Source organism: Micromonospora sp. CPCC 205558 (assembly GCF_036902955.1).
GTDB lineage: Bacteria > Actinomycetota > Actinomycetes > Mycobacteriales > Micromonosporaceae > Micromonospora.
In genome coordinates this window covers 35,747-59,821 of record NZ_JBAKHR010000036.1, presented here as the reverse complement: position 1 = coordinate 59,821, position 24,075 = coordinate 35,747, and the positions used below count along the sequence as shown (strand labels likewise).

Annotated in this window: 12 protein-coding genes; 5 read left to right on the top strand and 7 right to left on the bottom strand. The window is 69.0% G+C overall.

Annotation, left to right across the window (positions count from 1 at the left end):
- Positions 1-5: 5 nt before the first annotated feature.
- From drmC to V6U86_RS29295, 7 genes are all read right to left on the bottom strand, one after another.
- A complete protein-coding gene (gene drmC / locus V6U86_RS29325) occupies positions 6-2,792 on the bottom strand; it encodes a DISARM system phospholipase D-like protein DrmC (RefSeq protein WP_334508917.1) in 2,787 nt (928 codons plus the stop codon).
- The gene (locus V6U86_RS29320; RefSeq protein ID WP_334508915.1) at positions 2,789-4,687 is read right to left on the bottom strand and encodes a DUF1998 domain-containing protein; all 1,899 of its coding nucleotides are present in this window, start codon (positions 4,685-4,687) and stop codon (positions 2,789-2,791) included. Before V6U86_RS29320 ends, drmC begins: the two co-directional genes overlap by 4 nt.
- Positions 4,687-8,523, bottom strand: a complete 3,837-nt coding sequence (gene drmA / locus V6U86_RS29315) for a DISARM system helicase DrmA (protein WP_334508913.1) — start codon at positions 8,521-8,523, stop codon at positions 4,687-4,689. The genes V6U86_RS29320 and drmA overlap by 1 nt, the downstream gene beginning before the upstream one ends.
- The gene (locus V6U86_RS29310) at positions 8,523-12,572 is read right to left on the bottom strand and encodes an Eco57I restriction-modification methylase domain-containing protein (RefSeq protein ID WP_334508911.1); all 4,050 of its coding nucleotides are present in this window, start codon (positions 12,570-12,572) and stop codon (positions 8,523-8,525) included. Before V6U86_RS29310 ends, drmA begins: the two co-directional genes overlap by 1 nt.
- On the bottom strand, positions 12,569-15,694 hold the full coding sequence (drmD, locus tag V6U86_RS29305) for a DISARM system SNF2-like helicase DrmD (protein WP_334508909.1): 3,126 nt from the start codon (positions 15,692-15,694) through the stop codon (positions 12,569-12,571). Before drmD ends, V6U86_RS29310 begins: the two co-directional genes overlap by 4 nt.
- 198 nt (positions 15,695-15,892) lie before the next feature.
- Positions 15,893-16,762 (bottom strand): 8-oxoguanine DNA glycosylase OGG fold protein, encoded by an 870-nt coding sequence (locus V6U86_RS29300; protein WP_334508906.1) that lies wholly within the window; start codon positions 16,760-16,762, stop codon positions 15,893-15,895.
- Positions 16,759-18,681, bottom strand: a complete 1,923-nt coding sequence (locus tag V6U86_RS29295; protein WP_334508904.1) for an N-6 DNA methylase — start codon at positions 18,679-18,681, stop codon at positions 16,759-16,761. Before V6U86_RS29295 ends, V6U86_RS29300 begins: the two co-directional genes overlap by 4 nt.
- A gap of 102 nt (positions 18,682-18,783) precedes the next feature.
- Here V6U86_RS29295 and V6U86_RS29290 point away from each other — a divergent pair, with 102 nt between their 5' ends.
- The 5 genes from V6U86_RS29290 (at position 18,784) to V6U86_RS29270 (ending at position 24,063) form a co-directional block, all read left to right on the top strand.
- Complete coding sequence (locus V6U86_RS29290; protein WP_334508902.1) at positions 18,784-19,344, top strand: DUF4352 domain-containing protein; 561 nt, start codon at positions 18,784-18,786, stop codon at positions 19,342-19,344.
- Positions 19,345-19,426: 82 nt separating this feature from the next.
- A complete protein-coding gene (locus V6U86_RS29285; RefSeq protein WP_334508900.1) occupies positions 19,427-20,143 on the top strand; it encodes a hypothetical protein in 717 nt (238 codons plus the stop codon).
- A 26-nt stretch (positions 20,144-20,169) separates the two neighbouring features.
- On the top strand, positions 20,170-21,006 hold the full coding sequence (locus V6U86_RS29280; RefSeq protein WP_334508897.1) for a ribonuclease HI: 837 nt from the start codon (positions 20,170-20,172) through the stop codon (positions 21,004-21,006).
- Positions 21,007-21,211: 205 nt separating this feature from the next.
- A complete protein-coding gene (locus V6U86_RS29275; protein ID WP_334508894.1) occupies positions 21,212-23,662 on the top strand; it encodes an AAA family ATPase in 2,451 nt (816 codons plus the stop codon).
- Entirely contained in the window at positions 23,659-24,063 is a 405-nt protein-coding gene (locus tag V6U86_RS29270; protein ID WP_334508892.1) for a hypothetical protein, read from the top strand. Before V6U86_RS29275 ends, V6U86_RS29270 begins: the two co-directional genes overlap by 4 nt.
- Positions 24,064-24,075 lie beyond the last annotated feature (12 nt).

Below are 24,075 nucleotides of genomic sequence, written 5' to 3'. Positions count from 1 at the left end.
CAGTGTCAGCACTCTCCGTTCCGGTCCCGAGCATCGGCCGGCTGGTCTGCCGTCTCCACCGGGCGCAGGCGTCCGTCGCCGAGGCCGAGGAACCCTCGTTCGACGACTTCCGCACCGAGGGCGGCAGTTTCCCGCAACCGCATTTCGAATGCCATCAGCCCTCGGAAGGCTCCTCCGAGGCGGTGCTGGTCCGACAAGGGTAGTCGCGGTATGCGGGTCCTTCGGATGTCGATACGTCCGGCAAGGGATGAGCCGCCGGTGCTCGCGCCGCGCTGCGCGACGCGTAGAAACCCGGCCAAGAAGTATGGGTCGAGCTGTCTCGTGTCGACCCGGAGCAGGTAGAGCCGGGGCCCGAGTAGCGGGCCGCCATCAGAGACGACATGCACGGCGGGAACGCGCGGTGAAAGGGGTGTCACCACATCCCCGACCCGCAGAGCGATCGCACCTGGCAGGGCCGAGGCTGCCCCGGATGCCGAACGCCCGAGCCGAACGTCGCGAGCGGTAAGCACCGGCGTAGGACCGTCCTCGTTCGTCACCATCTTTATGGGCGCCTGGCAGATGGACAGCGCCCCCGTTCTGGCCAGCTCCCCGATCGTGATCATGGCTGGTTCGTCGCAAACGGGGATGTGGATCAGATCCGGCAGTGTCGGTGCGAGGGCGTCGACGGCAGCACTCAGCGATGCCAGGACAGAGGAGTAGCCGCTGGCGGAGACGTCGGACGCGCACAGATGCCGCGCCGGCGTGAAATCCACATGGTCGTCCAACAGGTCAATTATCGGGATGGCCCGGCTTCCCGGCGGCAACTCGGAGCCGGCAATGAACGCCTCCCAGGCCCGCACGGCACGCGTGGGCTCGAAGCTTCCGTCCACCATCAGCACCTCGTCGAGGCGCTGTGTTCTGTCGGGGCGCCGTATCAGCCACAAATCCGGTGCCACGGCTCCGCTCGGGCCGACCGCTGGCAGGCAGATCAGCGCACGCAGCGCCCCGGCTCGCAGAAGGTTTCTCCGGATGCGTCGACCCGAACGTCTGCTGGCAGCCGCGCTCGGCATGAGGATCGCAACGTGTCCTCCGGGCTTGACGTGCCGGAGACAGTGCTGCAACCAGGCCAACTCGGGTTCGCCTCGGGGTGGAAGGCCGTACTCCCAGCGCGCGTCGTTGGCCAGCTCTTCATGTCCCCAGGCCCGGTCCGCGAAGGGCGGATTGCACAGGACCGCGTCGAACAGTTTTCCGGCAAAGGCGTCGACTCGCAGCGAATCCGCCACGGCCACCTGGGCGTTACCGGCGTGCAGCAGGAGACGCGCAGCAGCAATGCGGGCAGCTGTCTGGTTGACCTCCTGGCCACGGAACTCCCGAGTGCGACGTCCAGCGGCGGCAAGCAGGAGGGTGCCGATCCCGCAGGCCGGGTCTAGGAGGCTCTCCGCCTCGGACGCGGCCAACGCGACCATGAGAGAGGCGATGGGTGCGGGCGTAACTGTATGGCGGCGGGAGTGGACCTCCAGGTACCGCTCGCAGAGAAAATCGAAGACGGCTCGGGGCCCCTCCTGGTCGGCCGCCTCACCAGCCAGGCGTACGGTGGTCACGGCATCGGCGTCGGGCGCATCGGTGAGTAGGTGCGAGAACTCCGGCACCTCTCTTTCGAGCGCCTCCGTGAGGCGCTCGACCATTACGGCGTCGGTCTGGTCGGCCAGGATCTTCCACCGGGCCGGATTCCGCTGCAGGAAGACCAGAAAACAGCCGAGGTGGCCGATCCGGTCGCCCAGTTCCAGGTCGGTGGCAGCACCGCGCAGAGCCTGCCAGACCCGGTCAATCGGAGTGAGTTGGAACGGCTTGTTGTGCCTGCTCAGCCAGGCCTCGATCTGCATCAGGTCGAACAGTGGGCTCGCGGAACTGCCGCCGACCGGCGGCGGGAAGTCGGGGAAGCGCCGCCGCCAATTACTGACCGCCGCACGCCCGACACCGGCCAGCCGGGCGATGTCCCCAGTAGCGACGGTGGCACCGTCCGGCATGGTTACCACCCCCTGGCCGGAGGAAGTAAGCCGGGTTAGCAGCCCACGAGTCTGCAACTCGGCGATGTGCTCGGCTGCCCGTTGAGGTGCGCTCCCGCCGCGTACCAGCAGGCCTGCCTCAATGTTGCGGTTGACCCCGGACTGGGTGAGGTTGGCGCTGGACACCAGCAGCACCTTGCGGTCGGCGACGGCGATCTTCGCGTGCATCTTGGCGCTATCCTCGGCCCGTCGCTCGACCGGCCAGTGCCACACCTGCACGCCAGACAAACTGGCGAAGGCAGCAGCAGGCTCCGGACCGTTCAACGCGTTACGGGCACCGGCCAGGGTCTCGACGACGACGCTGACGGCCACACCGCGTGCCACCGCAGTCGTCAGCGCGGCCAGGAGCGGCGGATATGGCTTCGCGGAGTACGTCATGAGCAGCAGTTCGGCGTGAGCCTCCGCGACCAGGTCAACCAACACCTGGGCTGTGGCACGCACCGGCACCGGATGGGTGCTCGGTCCACTCCACACCGACTCGATCCGCACCGCTGCGGAACGCTGGGCATGCCCGGCGGCCAGCCCGCGTAGGTAGGCGGCGGCCTCCAAGCCCGGCAGCCCCGAGGCACGCAGCGCGGCCAGCACGGCCCCGGCTGCCTCGGCAAAGCCGGGCACCGGAACGGCGTGCAGCGCCGCCTGCTCCGGCGAGCCGTCGCCGAGGCGGTCGGCCAGCACCCGCAGGTGTCCCGGACCGAGCCGGTTCACCGCAGCCTCAGCCGCCGCCTCGAACGCCGGATGCCAGCTCATGGCAGCTCGGGAAAGAGCGCCAGCTCCGGCATGTCGATCGGTACGACGAACCGCCGGTCCAGGAACCGGTTGCCGCGTTCGCAGGTCGTCTCCGAGACGAAGAGGCAGACGTGGCAGGCGGCCCCGTGCAGGAAGTCCGCCGGGTCCTGGGGTAGCCGTTCGGCGCAGAGCGGGTCCGACGAGCAGTGCATGGCATCGGACAGCGCCCGCCGGGTGAGCCGGACCAGCGAGTCGTGCTCGGCCAGTGACACCAGCCCACCAAGGGTGCCTTCGGCGTCCGGTACGGCGGTGTAGATCAGGATGCCCGCGCGCTGCGGGTCGGCCTCCGTACCGGAGTAAATCCGTTCAGAGAGACTCGCCGAGCTGTAGCCGCACTCCAGAGCAATGGTGCGGATCAGCAGGTGCGACAGGGTGTGCAGGGCGATGTAGCGCTCGCCCGGCCAGAGGTGCATGGGGTCGAACGGTCCGGCGATGCGACCGGAGTAGCGGTTCTTGCGGAACCGGGCGTACGCGTCCCGGTGTTCCTGCATGACCTCGGTGTACTCGATCCGCTGCTCCCACGCGGCGAGCAGATCCTCCGGCAGGCGCAGGAAGATGCCCTCCCCGCGTACCTCGCTGGCCGGCACCCAGGTCGCCGACCCTTTGGACAGCGACGCACGGGTGACGAGATCGGGGTCTTCCGGGTCGGGCGAGTCGAGGCGGGTGAAGCCGACCAGCGCGCGTACCTCCCGGAGCCGTTCGGCCTGGATCACGTCGGCGTAGACGTTCTTCAACTCACCGGGCACACCGTCGGGGTCGCGGCGGAGGGTGAAGTCGTCCGTGGCCGGCGGGAGTTGCCCGGCGGAGAAGATCTCCCATTCCGGCGTACGCAGGTCGGGGTAGCCCTTCTCCTCCTCGTCGCCCTTGGCACCGGTGCGGTGTCGCTCGATCGCCGCCCAGATCTCCTGGTCGCTCCACTTATCCAGCTCACGGAACGCCGGCACAACCGTCCGCAGGTACGGCAGCATGTCCACATTGGGAACGCCCTCCAGGGCGGCCCAGTGCTGTTCCACCTTGGCCTGGAGTTCGCTCGCGCCGGTGCGCGGCACGGCCAGGGCGGAGAGGGTCTGCGCGAACCACTGGTTGGACGCGCCGACGACCAGGAGCTTCAGCTCGACAGCTTTGCAACCCTTCGGGTCGAAGTCGCCCAGGTGCGGCCGACGGCCACGGCAGCGGGGCAGCTTATCCCCGCCTCGTGGACCGAGGACCTCCTTCATGTTGCGGCGGGCACCACAGGGAGCGCACTTGATCTCGACGTTGGCGCCCAGGTTGCCGCCGCGGTCGTCCATCTTCAGCTTAGGATGGGTGGCGTTCGGGCAGGCACCGCCCTGGTGGACGAAGTGTGCGTACGGAAAGTCGTCGAGGTGGCCTTCGGTGCAGGCGAGCACGAACCGGGCTCCCACCGCCATCGGTCTCCGCCCCGACTTCTTGCGGCCGCATACGGTGTGGAAGAAGCGGGCCTCGTGTGGCTTACGGGGCTTGGAGTTCTCGAAGCCGAAAACGTTCGAGTCGATCGGCGCCAGGTCGTCGCAGGCGGTGCAGCGCAACCACCCCGGAAACGGCGTGATGGGCACTCCGATACGGCCTGCCGGGCCAGTTGGATCCCGGTCGGTGCCGTCCAGCCACGGTGCCGGCCGCAGTTCCTTGACGGAACGCAACCCCAGCGCCCGCACGGCGGCGAGCAGCCGGGGCTCCACGATCTCCTCCCACTCGGGCACGACCGAGTAGTTCCAGTCTTCGAGCCCTCGGACCAGGACGGAGAAGTTGGGCAGGTCGACGATCGAGCCGACCCCGGTGGTGAACATCAGGTGGCTGGGGCGGACGGCGCCGACGCGCCGGAAGTAGTTGGCGGCCATCAGTTGCCCTTCCCGGTCAGCGTCGATTCGCCCAGCTCATCCCCGTCGGGCAGGTCCTCGGCCCGCTTGGTGTCGGTCTGCGGGCCGAAGGACCACTCCGGCGTCCCGTACTGCGGGGTGAAGATCTCCCCGCCGGCGGGCAACACCAGGTTGATCTCGTTCTCGGTCTCCCGCATGGACTGCCCGACTGTCAGGTCGGTCCACCGTCCGCCGCCAGCCACGGTCAGCAGGCCGTTGAGCTTCTGCTGTTTGAACATTCCCTCGGAGTAGCCGAGACGAGACGAGCCGGTTTTCATCTTGTTCCACTCGTCGCGGAGCCGGTTGATCCGCTCCTGGAGGTAGTCACGCCCGCGCGTCCCACCGATCGCTTCGGCGCGGGCCAGCAGCCGGCCGATGACCCGCTGCACCTCAGGACCGTCGAGCGGCACGTCCTGAGCGTCGGTGTTGCGGGAGAAGTTGTCCTCGCCGTTGCGCACGGCTGCAACGAGGGTCGCGGTGGTGCCCCGGTCCAGCGCCCGTCGGGTGTACGGGGTGACGGACAGCGCCTCCACCTGACGGTAGAAGGTCGCGTGGTAGTACTCGAAGTCCTCGTAGTGGGCCAAGTCCCGCGGCCTGGTCCAGTTGTAGAGGGTGACCACCAGACCGGGCCGCTTCGCATCACGGCCGACCCGGGAGGACGCCTGGATGTATTCGGCGGTGTTCTTCGGCTGCCCGGTGACGACCATCAGACCGAAGCGGGACACGTCCACACCGACCTGGAGCATCGAGGTGGCGAGCACGGCGTCGACCGGCACCCGGTTCTCGTCCTGCCTCCGGTAGAAGCTCTGGGTGACGGGGTGCAGGGACAGCTTCGGGTTCGACGCGGTCTTGGCTTTGAACGCGTCCCGCATGTCCTCCAGCACCGCCCGCCGTCGGGCAGTGGAGTCGAGCTCCGGGTCGAAGCCGTTCTCCAGCCGCTTGAGCACCTCACTGATGTCGGCGGAGGAGACCCGAGAGGTGAGTTCCTGCACGTTGAGCATCTGCGTGCCGGCGATCCGGTCGGAGAGGCCCTTGCGCCGGCCGTGGCTGCGGACGCGGGTGGTGACCTGGTCGTCGAGGAGACGGCGCATGCCGGCCAGTTCGCGGGTGGCGCTGAAGTAGCCGACGGTGGTCATGTACGGGTCGGCCGGCTGCCCGAACGTGTCGAAGAGGGTCTGCCCGGCGATGAGCAGGATCTCCGAGACGCGGATCTCCGCCGACTTCATCCGGACCCCGTGCGCGCAGATGCCCAGATAGCGGCGACCGGGGTTCTGCACGGTAACCGGCACCTGCCGGCTGAAGAACGTATCGGTGATGTCGATGACCGGCGGCGGAAAGACGGCAAGTTGCCGGCCGAAGACGCCCAGCACCTGCTCCCGGGCCCGCTTGGTGGTCGCCGTGGACGCCACGATCTTCGGCCCGGCCTCGCCGCCACCGGGCAGCGACCAGGTGCAGAGCTGGTCGACGGCAGCCTCGAAGAGGCCGACGATAGTGCCGAGCGCACCAGAGATGAGATGCAGCTCGTCCTGGATGATCAGGTCCGGTGGGCGCAGCCGGACGACCGGCTCACTGGAGACGGCCGGCAGCTTGCCCTTCTTGTTGTGCCGGGCACCGCAACCGGTCTTCGCGTCGAGGTCGTCGTGCCGGTAGCCGTGCCGGGGGCAGCGCTCCCGGACCCGGCCGAAGAGCATCCCGGCGAAGCCCCGCCAGGGCAGCTGGGCGAGCTTGTCGACGGTGGCGATGACCAGGCTGGGGGCGTACCGGTAGATCTCCTCGTCGATGGTGAGGATCGGCAGCCCCTCGGTGGAGCGGGTCCGGGAGAACGGGCAGGCGTTCACGCCTTCTGCCTCGGGGCAGAAGACCAGGACCCGTCGCTCGTCCTCGCGGACGGTCAGGTCACGCTCGGCGCGCAGCTTCGACCCGCACCACGGGCAGCTCAACGTCTGCAGAACATTCGTGAACTTGCCGCTGCCGGCCTCGCGCGCCTCCGCGATCTGCTCGGAGGCCTCGGTGAACCAGTTCGGTGACACCCCGCCACCGACCCAGAGCCCGATCCGGAACGGCTCCGCGCCCCAGGTGTGCTCTGCTTTCCGACGCAGCACCTCGGCGGCGCAGACCAGGGCGGCGGCCCGCTGGAACTGCTGCGCGGTGAGCAGCCGCAGCGTGTAGCGCATCAGCACGGCCACGCCGCCCGCGCCGCTGCGGGCGTCCGCACCGGCACCGACCACACCCTGGAGACGGCGGATCGCGAAGGTGAAGGCGGTCAGCCCGAGGTAGGCCTCCGTCTTGCCACCACCGGTGGGGAAGAAGAGCAGATCGACGGTCGCGTCCCGGTCGGCGGCCCGCTCCGGATGCGCCGGGTCGGTGATCGAGGGCAGATTCAGCAGTACGAACGCGAGCTGGAACGGGCGCCAGGAGGCGGCCGCGGCGCCGCGTGCGTCGATGGCGGCCTTGGCCTCGGCGTACGACAGGCCTTGCTCCTCGCGGAGCCGGGCCACCTCGCTGTGTCGACGTTGCAGCGCCATCGCCTCGTTGGCGAAGCGGAACGCGGCGATGGCGTCGGCGTGCTTCTCGGCCTCCGGGTCGGTAAGCAGCGCGACGCCGGCCCGGATCCGCTTGGCGGCCTGGCGCGCGTTGAAGACGGCGGTCACGGCGGCCGGGCGCAGCGGCTCCGGCAGGCCAGGGATCTTGGCCTCCTCGTCATCGAGCCAGTCCTCGTACCCGTCGGCCAGTGGCGCGAGCCGGGTGCGGAGCCGGTCGATGTCGATGGTGGCGAGGGCGTCCATGGACAGTTCCACGCCGGCCAGCTTGCTGTCCACGCCGACCTGGGCGACGGTCGCCGGCACGTTGTGGGTCGGCAGCCAGGTAGTGGCGAGTTGGTGGGCGCACCGCTCTTCCTCGCGCACCGACGGGTGGACGGCGACATTGCGGCCAGAGGCGTAACGGCGCTGCGACCGGTAGAGCAGCCGCAGGTGCGTCTCCTCCAGGTCGTCACCGACCCCCTGCACCCCGTCCAGCGGGTCGTCGATCGGCAGGAAGACGGCGGCGGCACCGTCCAGAGCCGTCACGGTAAGGGCGGCCTGGAACAGCCAGGCCGTGTCACCGTTGCTGGTCGCCTCCATCTGGGTGTTGATCAGGGCGAGCTGCACCACGCGACTGCCGTCGCGCGGCCGGACCTCGACGGCCAGGTGCACGCCCGGCTCATCCTCGTCCGACACCGTCAGCGGCATCCGGTAGGACGACTCGCTGTCGAGGCGGACCTCCTTGCGGTACGACACCGGCTCGCGGTACCAAACGCGGCGCTTCTTGCCCTTCTCGTCCTCGGATTCGCGCAGGTCGTAGCGGCCCCAGTCGGCGGTCACGGTGAGCACGTCGACGTCGCCTGGGACGGCGAACGACAGGCCCATGGACGAGGCCCACATCTTGCCCAGGTTCTGCGGGGTGACGACTTCGGGCAGCTCGGCCTCCGCGCCGTCACCCTGGACGGCAGAGTCCACATCAGCCACCTCGGCCGCCTCGCGACGGTCGGAGCGCGGGCGCTGCTTCGGGCCGAGCATGCCGACGAGGTACCGCTCGCGCGGGCCCATCGCACCGGGACGGAACTCCTCGCGCTCGCCGTCCCACGGGCCGAGTAGGTCCCTCCCAATCAGCTCCTCAAGCTCGTCACGCACCTGGTAGGAGGTCGCCTCGGGGAACGTCTGAGGTACGTCGAGCGGCGGGATGAGCGCCTGCTGGTCGTCTTCCGCTGCTCCCGACATGGAGAGGGCCTGCTGCTCGCCTCTGGGATGCGGGAAGAGCCCACCCTGTACGTCGACCATCACCACAACCCCTCTTCGGCGGTCTTCGCCTTGCGGCCGGTCTTCTTGTCGTGCAGGCCCTTGGACACTTCCTCGGCGTAGCGCTGGTGGTTCAGCTCCAGCAGCCGGTCGAGGATCTCGCGCTGCACCGCAGGGCCGATGGTGTAACGGATGTAGGCACCAGCCTTGTGGAACCCGTGGTCAAGGCCTTGGGCGACCAGGTCGTCCCAGCCGTAGGCGAGGCAAATTGCCTCATCGATATCCCGATGTATGCGTCGCAACTCCACGATTTCGCCGTCCTGACAGCCCGGATCGAACACCAGGTTGTAGGTCGCCGTCAGCCCCGCCTGCCGACCCAACATCACGGTGCGGCGGTACCTGTCCAGCCGATCCCCCAGCTTCCGCACCTCCTGGCTCAACGTCGGCAGCGGAAACGTTTCGAACACGTCCGAGGGCGTGTAGCGGAGGTCCGTCTTCATCGAAGATGCTCGGGTCGCCACCCACCAGTAGTGGGGAGCACTAGAAAGTGCTCCAAGCATGGCTGGATCATTTGAGGCGAATACGTCGAGTGAGTCCGAGAAAACCTGATCGTTGTCGGCGAAAACCGGAATTACCGTCCTGCTAACTCGGGTAATCACAATAGCGCGATCCAACCCCGCGAGCGCCCTCAGCATGGCAGGGCGCCGCTCGCCGTACTGCCACCAATAGTCCCGATACACTTTTCGGTTGTTTTTATCGCGGTCTGGCTTCACGGCGCGGACGACCCGCTCATAGCATACGGGGTAGCCACGAGCTCTGCCTTCGGCCCAGTCGAAAAAATTGATTACCCAACGCGTTGCCTGACCATCCGGTCGACGGTTAACATCCTCGCCGTTCAGGAACCTAAATAGCACATCCGCATGGCGGGGATCCTGATGAATCATCACCTCGGCTTCCGGCGCAGAAACGATGAAGCCCTTCCCGGTAATCTTCACCCCCTCAAAGCACACTCCCTTGTTAAGGGCGAGAGCCTGAGGGTTACCAATAGCACGCGACGTTGCATCAAGCGATGGCGTTATCCCGTCAACCAGCACGCCATCCAACAGCGATTTCACGCCGTCTCCGAGCGCAGCGCAACTCGTCCACACCACACAATATTCAAGTGACGCACTCTTAGAGGGCCAAGACCGACTCTTGATGGCTTTTCGGATAGTAACTCCGGACGACACGAGTTGGTCCAGGCTTATCTCGCGCGCTTCGCCCTGAGCAAGAGTGTTCGTAGCGATCAAAGCGACCTGGCCCCCTACGGCCCGAACCAAAGCGTGTGCTCGTAAGACGAAGAACGCTACCAGATCTGCGTTGCGACGTACCCCATTCGCCAGGGCCGCTATAAGGTATTCACGGTAGGCCTGTCCGCTGGCGCCAGTGATCTTGGATCCATGCAAAAAGGGCGGATTCCCGATCACCGCGTGAAAGCCACCGCCATCAAATACCTCTGGGAAGACCAGGGGCCAGTGGAGCGGACGGCGGTCGAAGGAGCCGGCGACATGGTCCGTCGCGAGCCAGTTAGCCCGCTTCTTGCGAGCAGGGCCTTCATCCAAGTTCGACGCCACGTCGTTCGAAAGCTTGGCTGCCTCGTTCGAGCCTGCATTTAGCCCTCGCTCGCCCCTAGCGGCGTTAGCCAGGGCGGCGCCAACAGCTAGATCCGCAAAGAACCGCAGCTGCCCCGTCTTAGCGGTTGCCAAGTTGAGGAGTTTCCGCTTCTCGACCAGTGCTGCCATAGGGATTTCTCCAAGTTCAACCTGGCTGATCTTCCGGCGGTCCTCCGCGACCTCCTTAACCAATGAGTCGATCCCAGACGTCCAGTCGTAGAGCGTGTCCTTGTGGAGTGCCCGACCCTTCTTCTGGTCCATGTGCATGTACCGCAGATGGTCAAGCGAGGTGATGCCGAGTAGGGAGTCGCCGTCGACGAGGCGGTCATCGAGGAACGTGAAGGGACGCTGCGGGTCCATAGAGACCAGCCAGAGCGACAGCTTCGCCATCTCAACGGCCATCGGGTTGATGTCCACGCCGTATAGGCATTTCTCGATGACCTGTCGCCGCGCCTCGACTACTAGCAGGTCCTCGTCGGCGTCCACGGGCCGATCAATCCCACGTTGCTGGTAGGCGAGCGCCCGCTCGTTGCCCTCTCGTACCCACGCCTCGACCAGGTGCTCCCCGAGGTACCGAGCTGCGGCCACCAGGAACGCCGCCGAGCCCATGGCGATGTCGGCGACCTTGAGCGACAGGATCTGCTCGCTCGTCTTCGGCTTCCATTGGTTCGTGTCCGCCGTCTGGAGCGGTCCCGGCTCGTAGACCAGCGGCTGCAGCGCTCCCTTAACCACGTCCTCGGCAAGCTTCCGAGGCGTGTAGTGCGTGCCCGTGTTTCTTCGCAACGCTGACTCGGTGACAAAGAGCGCACCCGGCTGGATCACCACAGGCAGACCCCGCAGGTCCTCGCGGATGATGCCGTAGAAGGGCAGCAGCCGCTCGGAGAGCGGGTAGTCGCCGCCGGTGACGGCGAGCAGCTTCTTGCGGACCTCCTCGCGCTCCACCCCGTCGGGCGGGGCGAGCCGCTTGGTGAGCGCGGCGACCGAGCCGATTTTGGAATCCTTGTACTTCTCTGAGAGCAGCTTCGCCAGCTCCAGCACGTCCGACTTTCGCGCACGGAGGGTCTCCAAGTCGGCGAGCTCGACCTCCTCCTCCAGCCCTTCCTTGCCGATGAGCCCGACGGTCACGTCCTCGGCGCGAAAGCCCTCGAAGGAGAGCAGGCCCTCGTAGACGTACCCAATCTGTTCGACGTCGAGGGCGCGGAAGCTGAGGGTGCGACGCTCGCGTGACCGGCCGGTGCCGATTTCGACGTACTGCACGGCGCGGAGCATGTGCAGCACGGTGCGGTCGTCGATGGTCAGCGGCAGCCACGACGCGCCGTCCGGGTCGAAGAGCGAGCCGTCGTGGCCGTGCATGGTGAGCCTGGGGTGGTCAACTCCGCGGTAGACCGCGTTGAACAGGGCGAGCAGCCGGTGCCAGGCGGCGGAGCTGTGCTCCAGGTCCTCCTCGCTGCCCTCAATGACCCGCTGCTCCAGCTCCGCGCAAAGCCGTCCCGCCGAGTACGCCTTCACATACAGCTCGTTGTCGGCGGGGAGCAGCTTGCGCTCCTCGGCAAACAGCAGGAAGACGATCCGCATCATGACGGAGACAGCGCCCCGGTAGACGTCGTGCGCGTCGACGTCCTGCAGGCCGCGCCCGCCGAGTTCCCGGTCCCGCACGTCGGTGCGGCCCATCGCGGCCACCAGCAACTCGACGGCTTGGCGGACCTGGACGCCGAGCGCTTCGGTGATCTCCTCCTGGCTGCCGAGGCTGGCACGCAGCAGCGGCACCAGGCGCTCGGCATCGGGGACGCCGAAGAACCGGTGCCGGGACAGCAGCGAGACGAACGCGCGAACCACGTCGCGCTCGGCCGCCTCGGGCCATGCCACGGCGTCGAAGACAGCCGTGGTGGTGACTCCGCCGCGCGGCGCCCAGACGAGGGTCCACCAGCGGCCGTCGGTAACCAGACCCAGCTCGATGTTGTGGTGTCGGCACAGGTGGGCCAGCCGGTCGACCGGGGTCGCCGCCCAGGCGGAATCACGAATCCGGGCGGTCGGCTGGCTGCCGGCCTGGCAGATCATCCCCAGCATTCGTACACTGTCGGGCTTGATTTCCTCGCCCGGCTCCACGAGCGCGAACGACGGGCGCAGCTCGGTGTCGTGCTCGGCGACGGTGTGCGCGAGCGTGTCGAGGCCGTCGGTGTGCAGGGTCTCGCCCCAGCCGAGCAGCTCACCAAGCACGTATCCGATCCAGGGTTGCTGGCCCGCAGCGGTGTCGGCCTGCCAGGTGGCGTGCTCCTGGCGCAGCCGCTCGCGGGTCTTCTTGTCGAGCGAGTCCAAGGTCGGCCAGGTGCCGCGGAGCACCGGCAGGCTCAGGAATGGGCCACTGACTTCGACCAGGCTCAGCCAGTTGCGGTGCTGCTCCGCGCCGTCGGGCGCGGGACGTCGGAAGGTACGGCTCATCGGGTGGCCTCCCGCTTCGGTACGACGAAGACCACGGCCACCGGGAACCGGTGCGGCTTCGGGTCTTGGTAGCGGGCCGCGACGGCCGCGAGTTCGCGGTCGCGCTCGACTTCCAGGGCCGACAAGCGTTCCTCCCAGGATTGGCGATCCTTGCGGTACTGCGCCAGTTCCTCTTTGCTCTTCGCGGCTACGGCAAGGCTGAACAGCGCGTCCTCGGCGTCGTCGTCGGCGAGGGCACCGCGCAGGGTGGCGGCGAACTGGTCGAGGTTGTCGATGATGCGCTGCTGCTCGGCGGCCTGTCGTTGGTCGAGCTTGCGCTTCAGGGACTCGTGGCGGGTGGCGGTGCGCCAGTCGATGGCGGCGAGCAGACCGTCGGCGACGCGGGGCCAACGTTCGGCGAGCCGCTTCTCCACGAGGCCGGAGGCCGCGCTGCCGGTGGTGATCGCCCGGTCGAGGATGCCACCCAGGGTGCCGAGGTTGTCCAGCCGGCGGAACCGGCCGTGCTCGGGCGCCCAGCCGCCGGCGTAGAGGACCTCCTCGTGCAGCCGCACGCCGTCGGTGCCGACCAGCACGAACCGGGAGTACGCCCCGACCAGTACGTCCTCCAGCGCCGGATCGTCGCTGACGACGGCGGTGACCCGGTGCAGGCCGATGTCCGGGTTGGAGACGGCGGCCCGCAACAGCCGGGTCGACATGGCCACGAGGGGGTGGTTCAGGTGGGCAAGCACGATCTCGTCCTGCCCCTTCGCCACCGCAGCCTCGAAGGTGACCGGCAGTTGTCGGGGCGGCTCGTCGTCGCTCTGCAGTTTTGCGGTCAACCCGGCGGCGGCCCGCTGCCAGGAGCCGGTCAGCGGCGGGACGGTGTAGAGGCCGTCGACCAGGTGCCGGTCGTCGGTGTGTCGCTTGAGCGGTTGCTGGCGAGCCAGCTCCAGCGCGGTGTCGACCACTCGCTTGACGGCCGGCGGCGTGATGCCCAGTTCCTCGACGGTCTTGTCCAGCTCCGCCCGGAGCTTGACGACCTGCTCGCGCAGGTTGGCCTCGGTGGGCAGGCTGCGGGTGCTCTTGCCCTTGCCTGCCGTGTCGATGTCCACGTCGACGTGCTGGCCGAGCATGCGGCGCTGCACGGCGTCAGCGAGCACGGCGTTGACCGAGCCGAGGTCGGCCTCCATCCGGGCCACCTTGGTGGCAATCCGGGACAGGAACTCCAGGTCCGCCTCGTAGGAGTCGACGGCCTTGCCGAAGCCGCTGCCCACGAAGTGCTTGATCTCGGGGGCGGTGGTCTGGCCGTACCGGTCGACCCGACCGATCCGCTGCTCCAACTTGTTGGGGTTGAACGGGATGTCGTAGTTGACCAGGCGGTGGCAGTGTTTCTGCAGGTCGATGCCCTCGCTGGCGGCGTCGGTGGCGAGCAGGATGCGCACCGGCTGCTGCGTCGGGTCGGCCTGGAACGCCAGCCGGAGCTGCTCCCGCTCCTCGGCGGGCGTACCGCCGTGCAGCAGCACGAGCCCCTGCCCGGCCAGGCCCTCCTGGCGGAGCAACTCGGCCAGCCAGATCTGGGTGTCGCGGTATTCGGTGAAGACCACGACGCGCTCGTTGGTCCAGTGCCGGCCGTCCGGCTTGCAGACCGCACTGAGGTAGTTGATCAGCTCCTTGGCCTTGGCGTCCGGCAGCGCCTCCTTCGCCTCGGCCCACTGGTACATCTTCTCCAGCAGGGCCATTTCGTCGGCGGTGGCGTCGGGTTGCATGGCCCGGGTGCGGCCGAGCGCGTCGTCCTCGGCCTCGGCGAGCTGGTCGTCGGCGTAGGTTGCGACGTCGTCGAAGAAGTCCTCCATCCACTCCGGCACGTCGTCGTCGGCCGGCAGGACGGCGGGCGCCTTACGGCTGCGCAGGGTCTCCAGGTAGACGCCGACGGTGTGCGCGAACGCGGCGGGGCTGGAGAAGAGCCGCTTCTTGAGTAGCAGCGTCACCAGGTCGGTCGCCTTGCGTCCGCGCTGGGATTGCAGCCGCTTACGCCGCAGCTCAGCGAACTCCGTGAGCAGGGCGTGGATCTGCCGCTCGCTCTCCGGGTAGGTGACCGGGATGGCGGTGGCGACCCGCTCCACGAAGCGGGGCTTTCCGTCGGCGTCCGTGACGTCGCGCTTGAGCCGCCGCACGACCGTGTCCTTAACCGCCGACTGGTCCGGCTCGACGCCCCGGGCGAATCGCTGGTTGTCGAGGATCTCCAACAGCGCGGTGAAGGACGCCTGGTAACCGTTGTGCGGGGTGGCGGAGAGGAACAGCCGGTGAGTGAAGTGTGGTGCCAACCGGCGGATCAGCTTGGTCTGCTGCGAGTCGATCGCGTAGACCTGCTTGGGGGCCGCCGGGGCGACGTGGTGCGCCTCGTCGAGGATCAGCAGGTCGAAGGTGCGCGGGTAGGCGGGACCGTCTGCGGGCAGCACCTCGTCGAGCAGGCGCTGCGCCTTCTGGCCGCGCAGCCACGGCAGGCTGATGATGCTCAGCGGATAGACCTCGAACGGGTTCGCCGCCGAGCCGTGGGTTCGACGAACCATGGCGCAGCGTTCGGCGTCGATGATGGTGAAGTCGAGGCCGAACTTCTCCGCCATTTCGTCGCGCCACTTGAGGGTCAGGCCAGCCGGGCAGACGATCATGATGCGTCGGGCCCGCTGACGAAGCAGCAACTCCTGGGCGACCAGGCCAGCCTCGATGGTCTTACCGAGGCCGACGTCATCGGCGAGGAGCAGGTTGACCCGGGGCGCGTCGACCGCGCGCGCAACCGGCTCCAGCTGGTAGTCCTCGATGGCGACACCGGAGCGGAACGGGGACTGCAACGTCTTCACGTCGGCGGAGGTCACCGCCGACCAGCGGACGGCGTCGAGGAAGGCGGCCAGCCGCTGCGGCGAATCGAACTTGCCCTCGGTGACGCCGGGCAGTGAGCCGCTGGGCAGCACCTGGCGCCCCGGCTCGACCTCCCAGATGACATCGAGAGTGTGGCCGTAGCGGCCGTCCTCGACACTCTGCAGGCTGACCAGGCTGCTGTGCTCGCCCTCCTGCACGTCGCTGACCACCCAGCGCTGGCCGCGTACGGCGACCAGGTCACCGATTCCCGGCTTCGCCGTCGTCACGCTCGGCATAGTCCCCCCATTGTTGGTCCGCCCCCACTCGATCCGACCCGCACCGTACGCCCAGTACTGAAGGGGTCACAGTCCGCCGAAAGGCTTGTTTGTTCACTTCACAGGACAGCGATGGACGACCAAACGATCATCCTCTGAACGTCCCGTCTACGAGACTGCCCAGCTCGTCAGATGCACGACACCGATAGGTCAGGTCACCCGGGTTGCTCGGAAAAGCAGCAGCTCCGCGAGCTCCGGCGTCCACCGCTCTCCCGGCTCCGACAGTTGCGCCACTGACCGGCAGATGAAGGCGCGGTAGATCTGATAGCGGCGGGTTGACCAGCGGGGACCTTCCCAGAGCCAGCGGGCCGATCGGCCGTTGACCGCGTACGGCTCGTTGGCCCGCCGCTGCCAGAAAACCTGCATCTGCCGCGCCAGCCGCGCATCCAGGATCAGAGCTGGATACTGTCCGCTGACCGCCCTGCTGGCGAAGTAGAGAAACTTCGTGAAGAAGGCCGGCCCATATTCGGAGATCCTGCCGACATCCAGTAGCAACTGATAGGCAGCGCCGGCGCCTCGCTGGTCGAGGACGTCGACCGCAGCAGCCAGCCGCTTCTGGATCTCAGTCGTCGACGATCCCGGCAAGCCTGCCTTGCCGTTCAGGACCCAGCTCAGCCGGGCAGGACCAAACCCGCTGTTCCCCCAGCCCCAGGCAAAGGACGTGACCAGGAGCGGTAGCCACAGTTCGCGCTCACGGCACTGCCGCGCCACGTCCGTTACCGCCCCTCGACTGAGCGACAGAGAAGACGAAGCACCGCTATCGAGGGCCAGCCATTGATCGAACTTCGCCCAGCGTTCCGGCACTACGTCAACCGAGTGGCCGCTGACCAGCTCTTCGGGGCTGCTGCGCGCACCATCAAATTTGAGTTGCCAATCGCGGCGCTGCTGTCGGAGCCAACCCTGCTCTTCGGCTGTGAGGCCGCCCTCCACCACACCCTTGTCGTAGGTCGATGCGTCGTCCGGTAGCAACGTCCGGTAGTCGCAGGGCGGCGCTGCGGGGCCGTTCGGGCCTGCGCTCACTTTGCACCGCCCCCGGGGCGAAGGGTGCCGGAGGCGAGTCCGTCCGCGGTGAGTCGCACCAACTCGGCGCTGAGCGCACTCACCTCCACGACAGCCGATTCGAACGCAAGGAGCCGATGGAACGCCTCCCCGTGTGCTCGCTGCTCGTCCAGTGGCAGCCGCCGAATCTGCGCCCGGCGGACGTCGACCCGTGAACCAGACAGGCTCGTCGTTTGCTTGTCGTTGGCCGAGTTACGCAGCTGCCCGGCCATGAACCATGGATCCAGCGCAGCAGGGTTGGGTCGCAACAGGTAGAGCTGAGCACCCAGGAGCATCCCGTCGGATGTGATCACCCGTGAGATCAGTTGCCGCGCGGCTACCGGAACGACCACGTCCCCCACCATCAGCGGCACGCGTTCCAGCAGTGTGCCGTCGTCGAGCCCGGATGCGTCGGCACCCGCGACGACGTCCCTGCCAGTGAGGACAAGCGAGGCTTGCCCGCGAGCTGTGGAGTGGCCCTCTCCCCGGCCGGATGCGGCACGGATGGGGCCGATCACCTGTAGGGCACCGGTGCGGGCCAGCTCGACGACCGACAGAGTGCCGGGCACCGGCCCGTCGGGCGCAGGCGTGACCTGCGGCAGCAGCGCCGGCAGGTCGCCGACGATGGCGGCCAGTCGTTCTCTGGTGCGTACCAGATGCTCTCCGGAAGCCTCTCCCACGACGGCTGGTTGCCGGCGCGCGGGGGTGAGGTCGACGTCCTCGTCGAGCAGTTCGATGACCGGGACCGCGCGGGCGAACCCGGCTTCCTCGACGTCGCCGTCCGGGGCGGCGGCGAAGTCCCGCCACGCGGCCAGCACGCGTGGTGCGGTGTCGGCCAGGTCGCCGGTCGCGGCGTCGATCAGCAGTGTCCGCGCCGGTGGCGGCGCGTCGGTCGCGGCGCGTCGCAGCACCCACAGGTGCAGGGGTACGCCGTGTGGCGCCGCGACGCCCGGTGGAAGCGCGATGACGGCGCGCAGGTGACCTCGGCGCAGCAGTTCGCCGCGGATGCGTTTGCCGGCGCGGCGGCTGGCGACGGTGGGTGGCATCAGCAGGACGGCGTGACCGCCGACCCGCAGGTGGGCGAGGGCGTGCTGCGCCCAGGCCAGTTCCGGTTCGGTGCGGGGTGTGGTGCCGACGATCCAGCGGGGATCGTGCCCGAGTTCCTCGTCGCCCCAGTTTGTCGCGCCGAAGGGTGGGTGGCAGACCACGGCGTCGACGGCACGGCCGGCGAAGGCGTCGGCGCGTAGCGAGTCGCCGCCGCTGACCTCCCCGGGTACGTCGTGCAGGGCCAGCCACAGGCCGGCGAGCCGGGCCAACTCGTCGTCGAGTTCCTGCCCGTACATCGCGGTGCTGCCTGCGCGGGCGGCGGCTCGCAGGATGGCGCCGGAGCCGGCGGCGGGGTCGAGCACTGAACCGCCGCCGACGTTGGCGAGCCCAATCATCAGGTCGGCGAGGTCGTCGGGCGTGGCGAAGGGGCGGCCGGGCCCTGGTGCGGAGAACCGCTGCCACAGCTCGTCGAACGCGCCCTGCGGGCCCAGTTCGTCGGCGAGGGCGTCGACGTCGGGCAGCAGCGGCGCGAGTTGGGCGTCGGTGCTGCCGCTGCGGGAGCCGCGTTGACGGGCCAGTAGCAGGGCGCCGACGGCGGCGAGGCCGGCGGCCGGGGAGTCGCTGGCCGCGGCGAGGTGTCGCCAGAGCCGGTCGGCGGTGGCGAGCTCGGGGAGCTTGCCCTGGGTGCGTAGCCACTGCTCGACCTGGATCAGGTCGAACTCGGGGCTCGCCGTCGTCCCGCCCACCGGGGCGGGGAAGTCGGGATGCCGTTTACGCCAGTTGCTGACCGCAGCGCGACCGACACCGGCGAGCCGGGCGATCTCCGCTGCCGTGATGGTCGGGTTCTCCTGCACGCCGAAAGTCTCGCACATCTGTCAAGCACGAGATTGTCTGTTGACACTGTTGTCGGACGATGCTCTTATTGACCCCGCAACGGTCAACTCAGGAGGACAACGATGCGCAAGACCACCACTCTCGCTCTGCTCGCCACCGGCCTCATCGCCCTGGGCTGCGGCTCCGGCGCCGCGGACAAGACGAGCGACTCCAGCAGCGACAGCAAGGCGGGCAGCTCCAGCGGCGACGAAGGCGGCGCCAAGGCCGAGGAGAAGCCGGCGAAGACCGCCAAGATCGGTCAGCCGGCTCGGGACGGGAAGTTCGAGTTCACCGTCAAGTCGTCCAAGTGCGGCGTCGCCAAGATCGGCAACGACATGCTCGGCCAGAAGGCGCAGGGCCAGTTCTGCCTGGTCACGCTCAACGTGAAGAACATCGGCAAGGAAGCGCAGATGTTCGACGGCAGCAGCCAGAAGGCGTACGCGGCCGACGGCACCGAGTACTCCGCCGACTCCGGTGCGGCGATCTACGCGAACAAGAACGCCGAGACGTTCCTCAACGACATCAACCCCGGCAACCAGGTCAACGGCGTCGTGGTCTTCGACATCCCGAAGAACGTCAAGCTCACCAAGCTCGAGCTGCACGACTCGATGTTCTCCGGCGGCGTTGACGTCGCCCTTGGCTGACCTCTCCCCCACCGACCGGGGCGGGCATCGCACGCCCGCCCCGGCTGTTCACAGCCCACCCGTTCACAGAAGGAGCCTCACCGTGACCGATCCGACCAACCCGCCGCCGCCTGACGAACGCATTGAGCCGCCGCAGCCCTCGATAGCACCCGTAGCGGCTCCGCCATCCGAGAACAATCTGGTCGGCCAGCCCGACCCTGCCGCACGCGGGAAGCGTTCCACCGTACGCGCCTGGGCAGTCGGCGGCATCGCGCTCGCCGTCATTCTCTGCTGCGGCGGCGCTGTCATCGGCGCGTTCAACGGTGACGAGTCGAAGCCGACCGCTGGCGCCAGCAGCTCGCCTGCGCCAAGTTCTACCAGCGCGTCGCCAACGGCTGTCGCTTCCGCCACTGCGGCCCCGACCAGCGCCATCCCGAGCCCTACCAAGGCTGCCCCGCCGCCGAAGCCGAAGCCGCCGTCGTACAAGAAGTTGACCGAACGGCAGTGGAAACTCATCGCCAAGAACCCGGACGGCTACCTGGGGAAGACCTACGTCGTCTACGGGCGGGTCACCCAGTTCGACGCCGCCACCGGCACCGACAGCTTCCGTGCCGACGTCGCCCACCGTCGGATGGCCGAGAAGTACGACTACGAGACCAACACCATCTTGAACGGCTCCGAATCTGACCTCGACAACCTCGTCGAGGACGACATCTTCCGGGCCAACGTCACGGTGCTCGGCTCCTTCAGCTACGACACCCAGATCGGCGGCGAGACCACTGTCGCGCTGCTCCAGGTCGACTCCATCAAGGTCCTCTGAACTCCCCTGAGACGTCAGGAGACGTCGTGCGCCCCGATGAGTTCCTCCGCGCCCTGACCCAGCTCCCCCCGCCCCTGCACGACCGCGTCCTCATCCTCCGCCCCTACACCCGCGCCACCCGTTGCGACGACTGCCAGCGCATCGGTGATGCGGTCCACCTCGCCCTCACCGCCGCCCACTACGACGAGCTGACCTCCGCCGGCGAGTTGCTCGACACCGCCGAGCGCCTCGCCGCCGAGCACACTGAGCACACCGAGCACACCGGGCACGCGCCGCCGCGCCCGGACCAGCAGCGCGGGCGCGGCCGGGTGCTCCGCTGGGCGCAGGCGCCGCTTCCGCTGGTGGCGGCGACCGACGCCAGCTGGAAGGGCCGCGCCGGCGGCATCGGGTACGTGGTCAGCGACGGCCACTACGGTCTGCTCGGGCGGGGCACCGGCCGGCTCGACCCGACCGGCAGGTCCCGTGTGCTCGTCGACGAACTCCGCGCGGTCGACTATCTGCTTACCGGGTTTGACGAGGTGCCAGCGGGCCTGACCGTGCTGCTGGACAGCCTGACGGCCGTGCGGTATCTGCACCGGTGGCAGGCCGGCGAGACCGACGCGATGCCCGCCGGCTACAGCCTGCGGCAGCGCCGCTGGTCCGACAAACCGACCCTGGTCCGGCTCGCCGAGCAGGTGGCCCGCCGTTGCGACCTGACGTTCGCACACGTCAAGGGGCACAGCGGCCACGCCCTCAACGAGGCCGCCGACGGCCTGTCGCACATGGCCCGCCGCCGCCGGGAGGAGTCCTTCGACCTGCGTCCTCGCGCGCACGCCCTGGTCGACGCGTTCCTGCACGACTGGCACGCGAACGCCACGCTCTGAGCCCTGCCGGGGTGCCCGGAGCGGCCGGCGCTGAACCACTGACTCGTCTACGCCATCAGCTCCACAGCATCCGACCACCATCACCGCCTCCGGACTCCGCTGCTCGCTCCAGCCGGGCCGACAGCGGACTCCCCCACTTCCACCGCTCACCCCGGGCGGGCCGACGAGCCGTCGACCCGCGGACACCACACGCCTGGAGACGACCATGACCCAGCCCGCGCAGACCACCGCTCCGCTGATCGAGCTGATCTTCGATCGGCTGGCAACTGACGACGTCCCGACCGAGACTGCCGAGTTGGTCCTCGCCGCACTGACCAGCGAGGACGACCTGACCGCCGCGCTCGCCGGAACTCCCACCCGGCTCGACCCCCGCTCCCCCAGCGACGACGGTCCGGCGGAACAGATCTGGTTGAAGTCGGTGACCGTCGCCGGGTTCCGCGGCGTCGGCCCGGAGCGGACCATCCAGATCGGTCCCGGGCCGGGTTTCACACTGGTCGTCGGTCGTAACGGCTCCGGCAAGTCCAGCTTCGCCGAGGCCGCCGAACTCGCCCTCACCGGGGACAGCGCCCGGTGGGCCGACAAGACCAGCGTCTGGCGTACGGGGTGGCGCAACCTGCACAACCCGGACCCGTGCTGGGTGGATGTGGAGCTGCGCGTCGACGGGGTGGCCACGCCGACGCGGGTGAACCGTGCCTGGCCGGTCGGGGCCGAACTGGCCGACGCCGAGGTGACGGTCACCAGTGCTCAGGGTCGGCATGCGAGCCTCGCCGAGCTGGGTCTGGCCCGCCCACTGGAGCTGTACCGGCCGTTCCTCACCGCCGCCGAGCTGGGCAAGCTCGCCGCTGGGACGCAGAGTCAGCTCTTCGACGCCCTCTTCGCGATCCTCGGGCTGGACGCGCTCACCGACGCCGACCAGCGTCTCCTGCGCGCCGCCCGGCCGCACGACACGACCATCAAGGAGGTACGCGCACAGCGCACCACCCTGGTCGCCACGCTCGACGGGATCGCCGACGACCGGGCTCGGCGGACCGCCGCGCTGCTGCGCGGCCGGGGCGCTGTCGACCTCGGCGCGGTGACGGCGATCCTCGACGAGCCGGACGAGGCGACGACGGACCGGGAGGTGTTGCTCTGGCGGGAACTCGCCGACCTCGCCCTGCCGCAGGTCGACGAGGTGATCCGGCTGGCCGGTCATCTGCGGGAGGCGGCGGCCGAGGCGCTGCGCTACGACGGTGGCCGGTCCCGGGCCGCGTTGCGCAGCGCCGAGCTGCTCCGGCTCGCCCTGGAACACCACGAGGACGAGGGCGACGGGTTGTGCCCGGTGTGCGCCACCGGCACCCTCGACGGTGGCTGGCGTGCCGCCGCCGCACGGTCGCTCACTGACCTGCGGCAGCGCAGCGTCGCCGCCCAGGCTGCGGCGAACCGACTCACCGCTCTGCTGCGGCAGACGCACCACCTGATCGACGACCTCAGCGTGCCCGAGGGCCCCGGGTTGGAGCCGACGGCCGGGGTGCTGCGCGACGCCGTTGCCGCGCTGCGGCGCGTACCCGGGCAGCCGGCCGACCTGGCCGACCACCTGGCCGCGCGGTATCCGGCGGTGGTGACGGCGGCGGACGCGGCCCGCGCGTACGCCGAAGGGTTCCTGCGGCAGCGCGACACCGGTTGGCGGGCGGCGGCGGCCGACGTTCGCGAGTGGGTGGCCATCGCCGGCGGGCTTGCGGCGCGAGAGGCGGCTCTGGCCCGGTTGAAGGCCGCGCGTGCCTGGCTGAAGGACGCCGCTGCGCAGATCCGCAACGAGCGGGTCGCGCCGTTCGCTGAGCACTCGCAGCGGATCTGGGCGCAGCTGCGGCAGGAGAGCAACGTCGAGCTGGGGTCGATGACGTTGCAGGGCACGAACACCCGGCGGCGGGTGGTCTTCCCGGTCAGCGTGGACGGCGCCGACAACGGCACCGCGCTGGGCGTAATGAGTCAGGGTGAGATGCAGGCGCTCGGGTTGGCGACGTTCCTGCCGCGCAGCTGCGCCCCGGAGAGCCCGTTCCGGTTCATCGTGGTCGACGACCCGGTGCAGAGCATGGACCCGTCGAAGGTGGACGGTCTCGCCCGGGTGCTCGCCGAGCTGGCCGAGCAGCGGCAGGTGGTCGTCTTCACCCACGACACCCGCCTGCCGGATGCGGTCCGCCGACTCGACCTGGGCAAGGCGCGGATCATCGAGGTGACCCGGGCGGAGAAGTCGGTGGTGACGCTGCGGCCCGGCTCCGACCCGGTGACCCGCTACCTAGACGACGCCCACGCGTTGTCGCGCAACGACGAGATCCCCGCCGAAGTGCGCGGGCCGGTGGTCGCCGAGCTGTGCCGCTCGGCGATCGAGGCGTCCTGCCACCGCGCGGTCTGGCGGACGCGGGTGGCGCGGGGTGTCCCGCACGCCGACATCGAGGAGGCGATCGAGGACGCCTCCCGTCGGGTCGCCACCATCGTCGCCCTGGCGGTGTTCGACGACGCCGAGAAGGGTGGCGACGTGCTCGGCTGGCTCGGCCGCCGGCACGGACGACGGGCGGTGAACGCGTACCAGGCGTGTCGGGAAGGTGTGCACGGTGCGTACCTTGCGGACCTGCCCGGACTGGTCGCGGACGCCCGCCTCCTCGCGACGGCGCTGTCGTGACCGCGCCGACGCCACAGCACTGCCTGGCGGCGGCCGATCAGCTGTTGCGCGGGGCCGGTGTGCTCGGTGCCGCGGCGGTGGGCGCCGGCTGGTGGCCGCGTGCCTGTGCCTGCCTGATCCGGCTCGCCCTCGAAGGTGGTATCGACGCCTACTGGCGGCGGGTGAAGCCGACCGTCGCCGCGTGCCAGCAGGGCCGCGCGAAGCAGTTGATGTTGCGTGGCCGCCTCGGCCCAGGCACCGAAACCGCCCGTCGGGTGGCGTTCGCCTGGGCGACGCTCTCCACCGCCACGCACCACCACTGTTACGAGCTGGCCCCCACGGCGGCGGAGCTACGACGCCTGCACACCGAGGTGAGCACCCTGCTCGCGCGACTCCAACCGACCGCCAGCAGCACGAGCTGACCCCCGACAGAT